Annotated in this window: 13 protein-coding genes and 1 pseudogene; 9 read left to right on the top strand and 5 right to left on the bottom strand. The window is 53.8% G+C overall.

The genetic code is table 11. The features are described from left to right. From D7S44_RS23780 to D7S44_RS16155, 7 genes and pseudogenes are all read left to right on the top strand, one after another. A partial coding sequence (locus D7S44_RS23780) for a hypothetical protein (RefSeq protein ID WP_205685238.1) occupies window positions 1-368 on the top strand: 368 nt, incomplete at its 5' end. 4 nt (window positions 369-372) lie between these two features. Then, window positions 373-1,200: a phosphonate ABC transporter ATP-binding protein gene (phnC, locus tag D7S44_RS16130; RefSeq protein ID WP_012637488.1), complete on the top strand. Its 828-nt coding sequence runs from the start codon at window positions 373-375 to the stop codon at window positions 1,198-1,200. Then, the gene (gene phnD / locus D7S44_RS16135) at window positions 1,197-2,060 is read left to right on the top strand and encodes a phosphate/phosphite/phosphonate ABC transporter substrate-binding protein (RefSeq protein ID WP_004152695.1); all 864 of its coding nucleotides are present in this window, start codon (window positions 1,197-1,199) and stop codon (window positions 2,058-2,060) included. Before phnC ends, phnD begins: the two co-directional genes overlap by 4 nt. An 8-nt stretch (window positions 2,061-2,068) precedes the next feature. Then, the gene (gene phnE / locus D7S44_RS16140; RefSeq protein WP_004152694.1) at window positions 2,069-2,896 is read left to right on the top strand and encodes a phosphonate ABC transporter, permease protein PhnE; all 828 of its coding nucleotides are present in this window, start codon (window positions 2,069-2,071) and stop codon (window positions 2,894-2,896) included. An 8-nt stretch (window positions 2,897-2,904) separates the two neighbouring features. Beyond that, the gene (gene ptxD / locus D7S44_RS16145; RefSeq protein WP_004152693.1) at window positions 2,905-3,915 is read left to right on the top strand and encodes a phosphonate dehydrogenase PtxD; all 1,011 of its coding nucleotides are present in this window, start codon (window positions 2,905-2,907) and stop codon (window positions 3,913-3,915) included. Continuing rightward, window positions 3,909-4,778, top strand: a complete 870-nt coding sequence (locus D7S44_RS16150; RefSeq protein WP_004152692.1) for a LysR family transcriptional regulator — start codon at window positions 3,909-3,911, stop codon at window positions 4,776-4,778. Before ptxD ends, D7S44_RS16150 begins: the two co-directional genes overlap by 7 nt. A 207-nt stretch (window positions 4,779-4,985) precedes the next feature. Then, window positions 4,986-5,605: pseudogene (locus D7S44_RS16155) on the top strand (transposase); the annotation flags it as partial. Window positions 5,606-6,186: 581 nt separating this feature from the next. On the opposite strand, the gene D7S44_RS16165 reads toward D7S44_RS16155, so the two are convergent. Beyond that, complete coding sequence (locus D7S44_RS16165; protein ID WP_000019473.1) at window positions 6,187-7,167, bottom strand: IS5-like element ISKpn26 family transposase; 981 nt, start codon at window positions 7,165-7,167, stop codon at window positions 6,187-6,189. Between the two features lie 214 nt (window positions 7,168-7,381). Between D7S44_RS16165 and D7S44_RS16170 the strand changes: the two genes are divergently transcribed. Beyond that, on the top strand, window positions 7,382-7,681 hold the full coding sequence (locus tag D7S44_RS16170; RefSeq protein ID WP_001097217.1) for a helix-turn-helix domain-containing protein: 300 nt from the start codon (window positions 7,382-7,384) through the stop codon (window positions 7,679-7,681). 562 nt (window positions 7,682-8,243) lie between these two features. After that, the gene (locus D7S44_RS16175; protein WP_045268714.1) at window positions 8,244-10,070 is read left to right on the top strand and encodes an AAA family ATPase; all 1,827 of its coding nucleotides are present in this window, start codon (window positions 8,244-8,246) and stop codon (window positions 10,068-10,070) included. Window positions 10,071-10,236: 166 nt separating this feature from the next. On the opposite strand, the gene copM is transcribed toward D7S44_RS16175, so the two are convergent. The 4 genes from copM to silR all read right to left on the bottom strand — a co-directional run bounded on the left by copM (window position 10,237) and on the right by silR (window position 13,565). Next, window positions 10,237-10,587, bottom strand: coding sequence for a CopM family metallochaperone (gene copM / locus D7S44_RS16180; RefSeq protein ID WP_008786877.1), 351 nt, complete (start codon window positions 10,585-10,587; stop codon window positions 10,237-10,239). A 147-nt stretch (window positions 10,588-10,734) separates the two neighbouring features. Then, window positions 10,735-11,166, bottom strand: coding sequence for a silver-binding protein SilE (silE, locus tag D7S44_RS16185; protein ID WP_023165800.1), 432 nt, complete (start codon window positions 11,164-11,166; stop codon window positions 10,735-10,737). A 250-nt stretch (window positions 11,167-11,416) separates the two neighbouring features. After that, window positions 11,417-12,892: a copper/silver sensor histidine kinase SilS gene (gene silS, locus D7S44_RS16190; RefSeq protein WP_023331519.1), complete on the bottom strand. Its 1,476-nt coding sequence runs from the start codon at window positions 12,890-12,892 to the stop codon at window positions 11,417-11,419. After that, complete coding sequence (gene silR / locus D7S44_RS16195) at window positions 12,885-13,565, bottom strand: copper/silver response regulator transcription factor SilR (RefSeq protein WP_023331518.1); 681 nt, start codon at window positions 13,563-13,565, stop codon at window positions 12,885-12,887. Before silR ends, silS begins: the two co-directional genes overlap by 8 nt. Window positions 13,566-13,753: the final 188 nt, after the last annotated feature.

Genomic DNA, 13,753 nt, shown 5'->3' on the forward strand with positions numbered 1-13,753 from the left:
ACTCGGCGTCGGCGAAGGTCATCTGCTTCATCGGGAAACTCGGTGGGTGGGGGCGCGGTATTTTGCCAAATCAGAAAGTCTTTTTCAGAGTTTCCCTAGTGTGCGCTCTCTTGCTTGGATGGCATTACGTTCTGGCCCAACGTTACTGTAGCGAATCCGCAGCAGTATCAATCAAAGCCTCCTGTATCCCGCGTGAAGAAAGACGCTACGTTGCGCCCGTTCTTCCACGGCTTCGCTTGCCGCCCCGCTACGGCAGATTCGAAGTATTCATCGAAATGTCATCCTTTAGAAACAGTGCGTTAACAAGGAATTTCTATCCTTTGCATCGCGAACCGCAATTGTGCGGCCAGCAATATTGCAAAAGGTGATCAAATGATGCCCCATCCAATACAGGACGCCGTGCTGCGGGTCGACCGGTTGAGCGTCGTCTATCCAGGCGGCGTGACAGCCCTACGCGATACCTCGATTGCATTTCGGCGTGGTGAGTTCACCGTGCTGCTTGGTCTCTCGGGCGCAGGCAAGTCGACCTTGCTCCGTAGTCTCAATCGACTCGTCACGCCCACTGGCGGCAGTGTCACCAGCGAACTCGGTGAGCTCGGCAGCGGCTCGGCCTTGCGTCAGCATCGTCGGCGTACCGCCATGATCTTTCAGCACCACCAGCTAATCGAACGTCAAAGCGCACTGGCTAATGTGCTTACCGGTCGGCTGGCCTTTCACAACACGCTCCGCTCGCTGTTTCCTCTGCCGCGTGCCGATCAGGAGATTGCGCTCAGTTGCCTCGCTCGGGTCGGTCTGGCAGACAAGGCGCTAAGCCGGGTGGACAAACTGTCCGGTGGCCAGCAGCAGCGGGTAGGCATCGCGCGTGCGCTAGCGCAACAGCCGGCGATCATTCTGGCCGATGAGCCGGTAGCCAGTCTCGACCCGGCCACTTCGGTCCGTGTTCTCGGATTGCTGCGCGACATCTGCAAGGAAGACGGCATCACCGCCATCGTTTCGCTGCATCAACTCGAATATGCCCGCCGCTTCGCCGATCGCGTCGTCGGGCTGGCCGATTCTCAGATCGTTTTCGATGCCGCGCCCTCGGAACTCACCGATGCGCAGCTTGAGCGCATCTATGCAGGCCGCTCTACGACTCAGCCAGCGAATGCTCCGGCTGAACCACCTGTCATGCTCGAACCTTCACTGGAGATGTCCCGATGAAACGCTTATCCGCGCTCTTATTGACTTGCTTGCTGTCCGCTGTTTCAAGTTTGTCCGCCCTAGCGGCCGATGCCGATCCGGATGTGCTAAAGGTTGCCCTGCTGCCGGACGAAAACGCCTCCGAGCTGATCAAGCGTAACCAGCCGCTGAAGGATTATCTGGAAGAGCATCTGGACAAGAAGGTGCAGCTGATCGTAACCACCGACTATTCCTCGATGATTGAGGCGATGCGCTTTGGCCGTATCGACCTGGCGTATTTCGGTCCGCTGTCCTACGTCATGGCCAAAAGCAAAAGCGACATCGAGCCCTTCGCTGTCACGGTCATCGACGGCAAGCCGACCTATCGCTCGGTGATTATCGCCAATGTGGCGTCAGGCGTGAATGAGTATGCCGACCTTAAGGGCAAGAAGATGGCCTATGGTGACCGGGCATCGACGTCCAGCCATTTGATTCCCAAAACCGTGCTTCTTGAGACGGCCGGTTTGACGGGTGGGCGGGACTACGAAGAATATTTTGTGGGCACGCATGACGCCGTTGCCGTCAACGTGGCGAACGGCAACGCCGATGCGGGTGGGCTGTCGGAGGTAATTTTCAATCACGTAGTCGAACGTGGCCTAATCGATCCGAGCAAGGTGAAAGTACTTGGTTACAGCGGCGAATACCCCCAGTACCCCTGGGCGATGCGCTCGAACCTGAGCCCCGAGCTGAAAACCAAGGTGCGGGATGTATTCGTCGGTATCGACGATCCCGAAGTGCTGCGCAACTTCAAGGCCGAGGCCTTCGCGCCAATCACCGACGCCGACTACGATGTGATCCGCAAAATGGGATCGCTGCTCGGCCTCGACTTCGCCACGATGTGAGCACCGATATGTCTACTCATTACGACGTGCAGGCGCTGCCTGCAGAGCAACGCGAGCACATCCTTCGAGGCTTCGGCCTCGGTTGGTGGCGCCAGCTGGGGCAGGTGGCGATTGTATTCGGAGTGGTGCTGTTGGCCTGCTGGTACGTGGGGCTGCTCGATGCCACCACGCTGCTGAACGGGCTGCCCTCCATCGCGACCCTGGCAGGCGAGGCCATGCCGCCAGACTTTTCGGGCTATCGAAGCTGGATTCGCCCCTTGATCGACACCTTGGCGATGAGCATCGCCGGTACGGCCATCGCAGTGGTGTTCTCGCTGGTGGTGGCCTTCGTTGCAGCGCGCAATACGGCGCCGCACCCCCTTGTGTTCGGTGTTGCCCGGGTGCTGCTCAATGCCCTGCGGTCGGTGCCGGAGCTGATCATGGGCATCATCTTCGTTGCAGCCGTAGGGTTCGGCGCCTTGCCGGGCGTGCTTGCCCTGGGTCTGCATTCGGTCGGCATGGTCAGCAAGTTCTTCGCCGAGGCCATCGAGCACGTCGACGAAGCGCCGGTGGAAGCCGCTCGGGCGGCGGGGGCTACGCCGATGCAAGTGCTGCTGCACGCGGTTTTGCCACAGGTGACGCCGCAGTTCGCCGACGTGGCGATCTACCGCTGGGAATACAACTTTCGCGCCTCCACCGTGATGGGCATGGTTGGCGCCGGCGGTATCGGCTTCGAACTCATGGGCTCGCTGCGCATCATGCAGTACCAGGAGGTTGCAGCAATCCTGCTGGTCATCCTGGCCATGGTCACGCTAGTAGACGCCTTCAGTGGCGTGCTGCGCAAACGTTTCAAATAGGACAAAACATGCTGCCGAAACTCGTTATAACTCACCGAGTACACGATGAGATCCTGCAACTGCTGGCGCCACATTGCGAGCTGGTGACCAACCAGACCGACAGCACGCTGACGCGCGAGGAAATTCTGCGCCGCTGTCGCGATGCTCAGGCGATGATGGCGTTCATGCCCGATCGGGTCGATGCAGACTTTCTTCAAGCCTGCCCTGAGCTGCGTGTAGTCGGCTGCGCGCTCAAGGGCTTCGACAATTTCGATGTGGACGCCTGTACTGCCCGCGGGGTCTGGCTGACCTTCGTGCCTGATCTGTTGACGGTCCCGACTGCCGAGCTGGCGATCGGACTGGCGGTGGGGCTGGGGCGGCATCTGCGGGCAGCAGATGCGTTCGTCCGCTCTGGCGAGTTCCAGGGCTGGCAACCACAGTTCTACGGCACGGGGCTGGATAACGCTACGGTCGGCATCCTTGGCATGGGCGCCATCGGACTGGCCATGGCTGAGCGCTTGCAGGGATGGGGCGCGACCCTGCAGTACCACGAGGCGAAGGCTCTGGATACACAAACCGAGCAACGGCTCGGCCTGCGCCAGGTGGCGTGCAGCGAACTCTTCGCCAGCTCGGACTTCATCCTGCTGGCGCTTCCCTTGAATGCCGATACCCAGCATCTGGTCAACGCCGAGCTGCTTGCCCTCGTACGGCCGGGCGCTCTGCTTGTAAACCCCTGTCGTGGTTCGGTAGTGGATGAAGCCGCCGTGCTCGCGGCGCTTGAGCGAGGCCAGCTCGGCGGGTATGCGGCGGATGTATTCGAAATGGAAGACTGGGCTCGCGCGGACCGGCCGCGGCTGATCGATCCTGCGCTGCTCGCGCATCCGAATACGCTGTTCACTCCGCACATAGGGTCGGCAGTGCGCGCGGTGCGCCTGGAGATTGAACGTTGTGCAGCGCAGAACATCATCCAGGTATTGGCAGGTGCGCGCCCAATCAACGCTGCGAACCGTCTGCCCAAGGCCGAGCCTGCCGCATGTTGAATCCGGTCTGGCTGAAGAGCCTGGTAGCGATCGTTCAAACAGGCAGTTTTCAGAGCGCGGCGAGGGCGTTGGGGCTGGCCCAGCCGACGGTGTCGCAGCACTTGCAGAAGCTTGAAGAGCAGGTCGGCGTAACGCTGGTGCAGCGCAGTCGTAGCGGCTGCCAGCCTACCACACGGGCGCTGGCCTTCATGCCGCATGCGACCGCCTTGCTCGACATGCACGCCCGGGCGCTAGAAGCCCTGCATGGCAATCGTGAGCGCGTCGGGGCCAGCACCAACATCGGCACCTACCTTCTCCAGCCATTCGTGCGCAACTATCTGACGACCGCAAATGAGAGGGGCGAGGTGGATCTGCGCATCGCCGCCAACCCGGATGTGGCCGACCAGCTACTGGCGGGCCAGCTCGACGCCGCGATCATGGAATGGTGGCTACCTCACCCCGACTTCGAACACCGCCTCTGGCGGGTCGAGCCGCTGGTGCTTATCGTCAGCCCCGACCATGCGCTGGCTGAAGCAGGGTGCATAGAACGTGATCGTCTGGTGGACCTGCCGATGCTGGGAGGTGAACCGGGTAGCGGTACCGGACGGCTTCTGACCGAATACTTTGGCGAACTGGGCGTGCCTCGCAGCGGTATGCAGCTAGGCAGCACCGAGGCAGTCAAACAAGCAGTGAGGGCGGGACTCGGCGTGTCGTTGGTGATGGCTTCCGCAGTACAAGACGAAGTTCGCAGTGGCGCGCTGGTAGCTCTTCCCATCCCGGGGCTTGAAAAGCGTCTCCAACTGATCTGGCGCAAACCTCCCGGAAATCTGCACCCGCCGGGATTTGTGCGGCACTTATTGGAGGAGGCAGATCTAGCTGGATAAGGTGATGGATGGTTGCGATCCAGCGCTTGGCTTGTCAGCCTAGGGAAACTCTGAAAAAGACTTTCTGATTTGGCAAAATACCGCGCCCCCACCCACCGAGTTTCCCGATGAAGCAGATGACCTTCGCCGACGCCGAGTNCTAGGGAAACTCTGAAAAAGACTTTCTGATTTGGCAAAATACCGCGCCCCCACCCACCGAGTTTCCCGATGAAGCAGATGACCTTCGCCGACGCCGAGTACGCTGGCAAGCGCAAGCAAACCCGCAAGGAGTTGTTCCTGATCGAGATGGATCGGGTGGTGCCGTGGAAGGGCTTGATTGCTTTGATCGAGCCACATTATCCGAAGGGTGAAGGTGGCCGTCCGGCCTACCCGTTGATGGCGATGCTGCGTGTGCATCTGCTGCAGAACTGGTTCGGCTACAGCGATCCAGCGATGGAGGAAGCGCTGTACGAAACCACGATCCTGCGCCAGTTTGCCGGGCTGNCTGCGTGTGCATCTGCTGCAGAACTGGTTCGGCTACAGCGATCCAGCGATGGAGGAAGCGCTGTACGAAACCACGATCCTGCGCCAGTTTGCCGGGCTGCACCTGGAGCGCATCCCCGACGAAACCACCATTCTCAACTTCCGCCGCTTGCTGGAGAAACACGAGCTGGCGGCCGGCATCCTCGCTGTCATCAATGGCTCTGGGCGACCGCGGCCTGTCGCTGCGCCAGGGCACCATCGTCGATGCAACGCTGATCAATGCGCCCAGTTCGACCAAGAACAAGGACGGCAAGCGCGACCCGGAAATGCACCAGACCAAGAAGGGAAACCAGTATTATTTCGGCAGTGCGACCTGAAAGTCGCATGGGTTTCTGTTCCGCAGGTTAACGCCCGACGGAACCGACTGTTCCACCACTCGTTCCCTACCCAGACAGGCGTGGCCGGTAACAGCCGGGTCTGAAGCTCTGGGGACAATGTAACCGCCGATATTTCGGTAGGTCGAACCGCGAGGCCAGACTGAATCTGCCAGCATCAAGGCGGAGAGGCGCCAGGGATGAACAGGTACCCGCCAACTGCACGGGGGTGATGGTGCTCGCTTGGCGACTGGCTTCTTGCTGGAGGTTAGAGATTGCTTCGGCAATTGCCTTGGTCTGAGCCACATAGCTGCCGGATAGGTTGGCAATCACAATGCAGCAACGCGGTAACTCCAGAGCGGCGCTCATCAGGCAGCTGAGTGTGTAGGTGCTCACGGTAGCCAGCGTACCGCCGCCGATGACAGGGAAGGTGCGAATAAGCAGGTCATTTCTTCCCAAGCTGACTCGCTGATTAAAATTTCGCGGATCTGGGCCGATTTTTTTCCCGCAAACACATCGAATCAGCCTATTTAGGCTATTTTTTCCACCATTTCTGGCGTTATTTCCGGTTTTTACTGAGATCTCTCCCACTGACGTATCATTTGGTCCACCCGAAACAGGTTGGCCAGGGTGAATAACATCGCCAGTTGGTTATCGTTTTTCAGCAGCCCTTTGTATCTGGCTTTCACGAAGCCGAACTGCCGCTTGATGATGCGAAACGGGTGCTCCACCCTGGCACGGATGCTGGCTTTCATGTATTCGATGTTGATGGCCGTTTTGTTCTTGCGCGGATGCTGCTTCAAGGTTTTTACCTTGCCGGGACGCTCGGCGATCAGCCAGTCCACATCCACCTCGGCCAGCTCCTCGCGCTGTGGCGCTCCTTGGTAGCCGGCATCGGCTGAGACAAATTGCTCCTCTCCATGAAGCAGATTACCCAGCTGATTGAGGTCATGCTCGTTGGCCGCGGTGGTGACTAGGCTGTGGGTCAGGCCACTCTTGGCATCGACACCAATGTGGGCCTTCATGCCAAAGTGCCACTGATTGCCTTTCTTGGTCTGATGCATCTCCGGATCGCGTTGCTGCTCTTTGTTCTTGGTAGAGCTGGGTGCCTCAATGATGGTGGCATCCACCAAAGTGCCTTGGGTCATCATGACGCCTGCTTCGGCCAGCCAGCGATTGATGGTCTTGAACAATTGACGGGCCAGTTGATGCTGCTCGAGCAGGTGGCGGAAATTCATGATGGTGGTGCGATCCGGCAGGGCGCTATCCAGGGATAATCGGGCAAACAGGCGCATGGAGGCGATTTCGTACAGGGCATCTTCCATGGCACCGTCGCTCAGGTTGTACCAATGCTGCATGCAGTGAATACGCAGCATGGTCTCCAGCGGATAGGGCCGTCGGCCATTGCCCGCCTTGGGATAAAACGGCTCGATGACTTCCACCATGTTTTGCCATGGCAGAATCTGCTCCATGCGGGAGAGGAAAATCTCTTTTCGGGTCTGACGGCGCTTAGTGCTGAATTCACTATCGGCGAAGGTGAGTTGATGGCTCATGATGTCCCTCTGGGATGCGCTCCGGATGAATATGATGATCTCATATCAGGAACTTGTTCGCACCTTCCCTTACTCAACACGGCCTTGTTTTTGAAAGATGCCGAATCTTGGCAAGAGGCGTATTACAGCCTATAGTCTGTTAATGAGTATTACAGCTTATCTGCTGTAAATCCATTCGTTGTGCTTGTTAACCCGTCGATACGGAAGATCACTTATGAACACTCAATACGCTTTGAAGACCTTGAATCAGTTGCGTCCTGTTTTAATCGGCTTTCGCAAAGCCAATGGACTGACGCAAAGAGATGTTTCTGAACGTTTGGGTGTAACACAGCAAACTTATGCCCGACTGGAGGCCAACCCTGCAAGTGTGGGTTTTGAGCGTTTGTTTAGAGTGTTCAGCGTCCTTGGAGTGGAGATCGTACTTTCATCCAGGGAACCATTGTCAGATGCAAAGCCCGAATACGGAGCTTTGCACAATGATTCTTCACTTCCAGCCAGGCGGGAGAAATGGTGACGCCATGCGCTTCCCGGTCTAATTGTCTGCAGCAATATTAACCCCTTAGCGGCCTGAAGTATCAGGTTGCTATGAAGCCTTTCGTTTCTTCTGTTATGTTAAATACACCAGTTTGAGCTGTTTCGGACAACCATAAATTATCTCTTCACTCTTAAATGAAAATTTTATGTCGATCACATTATCGATGAATTTAGGAAATAATCCGTAAATGAAAATCTATCTACCTTTAAATTTATCAATGTCCGTACGACATAATTAATATCAAAGAATGTGTATTATTATCATTTAAGTCATAAAAGCCATGAGTCAGTTCCAAAAAATATAATGAGCATTGAAATTATTACCCATCATTCTGGAGTTTTAACTTAGCCATGTATCGAACCACAAGTTGGCTTCCGGTGTTTTGAGGAGCAGTAAAGTTCAGAAAGCGCGACCAGATCATAATCCAGAAATGTCGTTAAGATATTCTCAATAACGGTTATCCCTGCATGCTGGCAGGCATTTGAAAATATATTTTGTATTCAGGTTGCAGCAAAACGCTTTCTTACACACAGGACTTCATATGCGGCTCAAAAAATTAAAACTGAAAAACTTCAGAGGCTACAGAAACTCTACTGAAATCATTATTGATGAAGGCATGACGGGCATTGTTGGTCGTAATGACTTTGGGAAATCAACGCTTCTGGAAGCGCTGGCTATTTTTTTTGAAACAGAAGGAATGAAGGCTGACAAGAATGACATGAACTGTTTCAGCCTGAGAGAAGGGGAGGGCCGTTTTGAAATAGCCTGTGAATTCGATGATCTGCCCGATTTTATCATGATCGACGACAGGGTGCAGACCACGCTCGCCTCAGAACATCTGCTGAATGAAGACGGCAATTTTGAAATCGTCAAAACGTTTAAAGCAACGACCTCAGGAAAACCGGAGCAGACCTGCATCCGCTGCATCCACCCGGATGAGGAGCCCCTGAGAAATTTACTGGGCATGAAAATTTCCGAACTCAAGGCGGTGGGAAAAGAAGTTGAAAAAAATGTGGCGGATAAACGCACCGCATCGTTATGGCGTCAGGCCATCAGGGAAGCCGCCGCTCCCTATACCTGTTCGGAAATGTTGCTGGATGTCGATAAAGAGTTTGGAACCGACACAAAATCATTATGGGGTAAGATCCTCGATTTGCTGCCCACGTATGCGATTTTCAAAGCCGACAGGGAAAGCAGCGACGGGGATTCAGAAGCTAAAAACCCCTTACAGCAGGCCGTAAAAGACGCTCAGGCGGCGCTGCAGGACAAAATTACAGCGCTGGAAAATGAGATCCAGGACAGCGTACTGGATGTCGCACAGAGAACGCTGGATAAATTACGTGAAATGGCCCCCGAACTCGCCAGTGAACTGACTCCACGATTTAAGGAAAAACCCAAGTGGACCTTCAATTTCACCCTGGACGGGGAAAATGGCATCCCCATCAATAAGCGCGGCAGCGGGATAAGGAGGCTTATCCTGTTGAATTTTTTCCGGGCTGAGGCTGAAAAGAATGTCGCGGGGACGCCCAGAAACATGATTTATGCCATCGAAGAGCCTGAAACGTCACAGCATCCAAACTATCAGATGATGCTGATGAAAGCGTTGCTGGCACTGGCAGGCCAGCCGCACCGTCAGATTATCGTCACCACCCATGTCCCGGCGCTGGCCGGATTGATCCCTGTCGAAGGTGTACGTTATGTCACCCGAAATGAGGCGGGTGAACCCGTAGTAAAAATGCCGGATGACGCTGTGCTGAAGGAAGCCACTGAAAGCCTGGGGGTGCTACCAGAGACCGGTATGGAAAGGGCGAAGGGGATTGTTCTGGTAGAGGGAAAGTCGGATGTCACTTTCCTGAGGCATGCGGCCAGTTCATTAAAACAGTCAGGTGTGCTGCCAGCCTCTCTGGAGGACGTGAAAATAGTGCCAGTCCTCATAGGAGGGTGTGGCAGCGTCAAACACTGGGTTACATTGAATCTGGCCAACGATCTGGGGCTTCCCTGGTGCGTTTTTCTGGACTCCGATATTGGGGGAGACCCTGCACAGGTTATGTCCATTCAGAAACGTAAAAGAGAAGTGGAGGATGCCGGTAAGGTATTCTTCGCCACGCGTAAACGTGAAATAGAGAACTATCTCTGCCCGGATCTGATCGAAGAAATGACCGGTGTAGCCGTCACGTTTACGGACACCTGTGATGCTAAAAAAATAATTGGCCGGGCGGTGGGAATGAAGCCCGATAATGTGCTTGATAAATTCTGGCCCCGGATGACAGCGGAAAGAATCATCTCAAGATCAACCTATCATGACGGAATGCAGGAAAGGATTGAGCTGGTTGAGATCCTGAGCGATATTGTTGCCATGACGAGATAATGTGTAAAAATTATCGCTGCTGCATATATTCCGGTCCACAGCAAAGGACCGGAGTATAGTATATAAAAAACCCGAAATTAATCGGGTTTTAATTATTTAACGTTTAACAGGCTCCCGTGCCCGGGAGTGAATTAAAATTACGCTTATTATGGCGTTTTTGCAATCTTTATTTTTGACTGCCAAGCCATTTATTCATCTGCTCGATTTCACCTTTCTGAGCTTTAATGATGTCCTGCGCAAGCTTTCTCATTTCGGGATCTTTTCCGTATTTAAGTTCGGTCTCAGCCATTGCTATTGCTCCTTCATGGTGTGCGATCATACCTTTTGCAAAGGCCTTATCGGGATCGGGCTCATTAACGGCGGCCATCATTTTGTCATGCATGTCTTTCATGCCAGCCATATATTCCTGTGACGATGCCGATGAGTGCATATCTGACATTTTCATTTCCGAATGTTCAGCAGAAATGGCTGGCAGGGATAACATTAATATTACAAAAAGGGTGTTTTTGATTTTCATTTAATAAATCCTTTTCAGGTAGGTACCGGTTAATTGTAGCTGAGTCAGATAAAAAAGCCCCCTGACGGGGGCAAAAATCTCACAACATATCCGGTTAAGGAATAATCTATCAAGGAAAGGGTAAAAGCACGGATACTACAGTCGCATTCAGCCTGCATTGATCATGCGGCGGTGCGCTTCGGCCATGGCCTGATGTGGGCCGGATTGCCCGTTATTCATGAATTCATGGGCAACCGCTGCTCTTTCATGCTCATTCATCGCCGTGTAAGATGTTGACGGGACGGTCGTGGATACTGTGTTATTTCCCATCATCTTCTGATGACTTTCCACCATTTTCTGGTGCGCATCCGCCGAGCCGTTCGTCATGGTTTCATGAGCAATAATGGCCTGTTCATGCTGGTCCATACCGGTCATACGAGGAGCAGTCCCCTGGATCCCGACAGGAGCCGCAGCAGACTGCATCTGGTGAGCAGGAGCCTGTGCATTGTTGACGCGATCATGGATATTCACGGTTTCAGTGGCCCAGGACGATGTAATTAAACCAAAGCCCAGCAAAGATGCTAATACGATATTTTTCATGATAACTCTCCATTTCTGAATTAGTGATGTCCGGGGAAGTACAACCGGTGTTTTCAGTTCCATAACTGAAACAGGTTCGGCAGCGTTTATTTCTCCGGGAGAAGGCTGGATATTCATTTCCTGGCGTACTCTGACGCCGGGTATTGATGAAGCAATCCAGCCTTCCTGATAAGTTGCACTAATTATATCGAATGGCTTCTGTTTGCTGCATGACAGGCTAATGACATCTTTGTCATTTAAATCTTTATTCTCAGCATTGGATTTCCGGGATCATTTTCTCCAGTCTGGGCACGGATAAGATAAAACGCGTGGAGCGTACGTCCGATTCCACCCGCACTCTTCCGTGATGTGCTTCCACGATTGACTTTACAATCGCAAGGCCGATGCCGCTGCCTTCTCCTTTTCGTTGTCTGGACGGATCCACCCGATAAAAACGGTCAAAAAGCCTTAATAAATGTTCTTCAGGGATTGGTTTCCCCGGATTTTCAATCACAAGGTCAAAAAAACTCTCCTGCTCTCTTATTGAGACGGTGATGGCCTGTCCCTCCGGGGTATAACGCAGGGCATTGGATAACAGATTATTGATCGCTCTTCTGAACATTTGTGGATCTCCCTCAACCAGGCAGGGCATTCCGTTAAATTTGAGCGTGATATTGCGTTCTTCGGCCCAGGCTTCGAAAAACTCGAAGACTTTCATGACTTCTGCTCTGAGGTCAAACCGGACCCTGTCAGGTATCAGCTGATTATTGTCCGCCTGCGCCAGAAACAGCATGTCGCTGACCATTTTGGTCATCCGGTTATACTCTTCAAGACTGGAGTAGAGGACATCCTCAAGTTCCTTCTGGGTTCGATCCTGACTCAGTGCGATTTCAGTCTGCGTCACCAGATTGGTGATGGGCGTTCTGATCTCGTGCGCGATATCGGCAGAGAAATTGGCCTGGCGGGTAAAGACATCCTCAATCTTTCCAATCATATGATTGAACGAGATAACCAGCTGCTCCAGCTCAATGGGAACGCGTGTCGGTTCCAGCCGCGCATCAAGATTCTCGGAGGTGATGTTTTTAATGGCATTGCTGACATTACGAAGGGGCAGGTGCCCCTGACGGACAGCGATGCGAATGATCAGAACAATCAGCAGGCTTATCACGACGGCGATCGCAATCAGATTTTTTTTCAGCGCATCGAGGTAATGGAGATGGAAATTAATGGAGAGGCCAGTCAGCATGACATAGTTCTGCTGTTTGCCCTGAAATATCGCCTGGCCAGAGGAGGCGATAATCCGGTATGTTTCCATCTTCATTTCAGACCCGGTATCCATCGGTCTCGCAGGATCCTCCACCGTCCAGAGAAAGACATCCCGTGCGCGGCTGTGCTCGCTAAAATCTGCGGAATTCACGGCCGGGCGTAGTGCCGCCCCCTGCGCTGAACTAAAGAGCACTTCCCCCCTGGGATTGAGGAGCAAAAGGGCAACGTTGCGGTAGCTGGCAATCGACTCCTTTATTTTGCTTACTTTTTTTTCATCCGGATCCACCGGGGACTGCAGTATACGGTTCAGGGTAGTGCTGATTTGTTGAAGATCGCTGACATCCTGCTCGGCAAAATGATTTTCAACAGAATGCAGCATAAACCAGGTGAAGGCGATAAAAGCCAGTATCGTGGACAGGCTGATAAAAAAGGTCAGCCGCAGGGCGAGTGAGAAAGGGCGCCTGGAAGGTTTGCTATGCATCCGGGGCCTCCAGCATATAGCCCACGCCCCGGACAGTCTGGATCAGCTTTGTCCCGTAATCGTTGTCTATTTTAGCGCGGAGTCGCTTTACGGCGACATCAATCGCGTTAGTGTCGCTGTCAAAATTCATGTCCCAGACCTGAGAGGCAATCAGGGAGCGGGGAAGAACCTCGCCCTGATGCCGAATGAAAAATTCCAGCAGGCTGAACTCTTTACTGGTGAGCACAATGCGGTTTCCGGCGCGACTGACTTTTCTGGATACGAGATCCATCGAGAGATCAGCCACCTTCAACTGGCTTTCCGTGATCATCGTGTTTCCCCGCCTCAGAAGGGTTCTCACCCGGGCCAGCAGTTCGGCAAACGCAAAGGGTTTAACCAGATAATCGTCCGCACCCAGTTCCAGTCCTTTGACCCTGTGTTCGATCGTGCCGAGGGCCGTCAGCAGTAAGACCGGCATACCCTTTCCGGCAGTGCGCAGCATGCGGATGATATCCCAGCCGTTCACATCAGGCAGCATGATGTCCAGAATGACTAAATCATACTCGGCTGTCATGGCGAGATGATATCCGGTAAGACCATTATCAGCGTGATCCACTACGAACCCTGCCTCTGTAAGCCCTTTGCTGAGATATTCACCTGTTTTAATTTCGTCTTCGACGATCAATATTTTCATCTTGCTCCCCGGCTGGCTGCTAAGGTCATTCTATTGCGCCCACGATCGTTATCAACGGATTACAGCAAAAATGACAACATTGTCATTATCCTGTCACCCGCCAAACAGAGAGCGTTCGGTAAAGTACCCCTATCAATACTCTGGACTTCATTTGAACCATTTACCAGGTCTGCCTGGACGAGAAGCGT

This window comes from Pantoea piersonii (assembly GCF_003612015.1).
Classification (GTDB): domain Bacteria; phylum Pseudomonadota; class Gammaproteobacteria; order Enterobacterales; family Enterobacteriaceae; genus Pantoea; species Pantoea piersonii.

Bases quoted from the DNA above. Each gene is read 5' to 3' on its own strand.
- phnC (WP_012637488.1), top strand. From the start codon at position 373: ATGATGCCCCATCCAATACAGGACGCCGTGCTGCGGGTCGACCGGTTG.
- phnD (WP_004152695.1), top strand. From the start codon at position 1,197: ATGAAACGCTTATCCGCGCTCTTATTGACTTGCTTGCTGTCCGCTGTT.
- phnE (WP_004152694.1), top strand. From the start codon at position 2,069: ATGTCTACTCATTACGACGTGCAGGCGCTGCCTGCAGAGCAACGCGAG.
- ptxD (WP_004152693.1), top strand. From the start codon at position 2,905: ATGCTGCCGAAACTCGTTATAACTCACCGAGTACACGATGAGATCCTG.
- D7S44_RS16150 (WP_004152692.1), top strand. From the start codon at position 3,909: ATGTTGAATCCGGTCTGGCTGAAGAGCCTGGTAGCGATCGTTCAAACA.
- D7S44_RS16165 (WP_000019473.1), bottom strand. From the start codon at position 7,167: ATGAGCCATCAACTCACCTTCGCCGATAGTGAATTCAGCACTAAGCGC.
- D7S44_RS16170 (WP_001097217.1), top strand. From the start codon at position 7,382: ATGAACACTCAATACGCTTTGAAGACCTTGAATCAGTTGCGTCCTGTT.
- D7S44_RS16175 (WP_045268714.1), top strand. From the start codon at position 8,244: ATGCGGCTCAAAAAATTAAAACTGAAAAACTTCAGAGGCTACAGAAAC.
- copM (WP_008786877.1), bottom strand. From the start codon at position 10,587: ATGAAAATCAAAAACACCCTTTTTGTAATATTAATGTTATCCCTGCCA.
- silE (WP_023165800.1), bottom strand. From the start codon at position 11,166: ATGAAAAATATCGTATTAGCATCTTTGCTGGGCTTTGGTTTAATTACA.
- silS (WP_023331519.1), bottom strand. From the start codon at position 12,892: ATGCATAGCAAACCTTCCAGGCGCCCTTTCTCACTCGCCCTGCGGCTG.
- silR (WP_023331518.1), bottom strand. From the start codon at position 13,565: ATGAAAATATTGATCGTCGAAGACGAAATTAAAACAGGTGAATATCTC.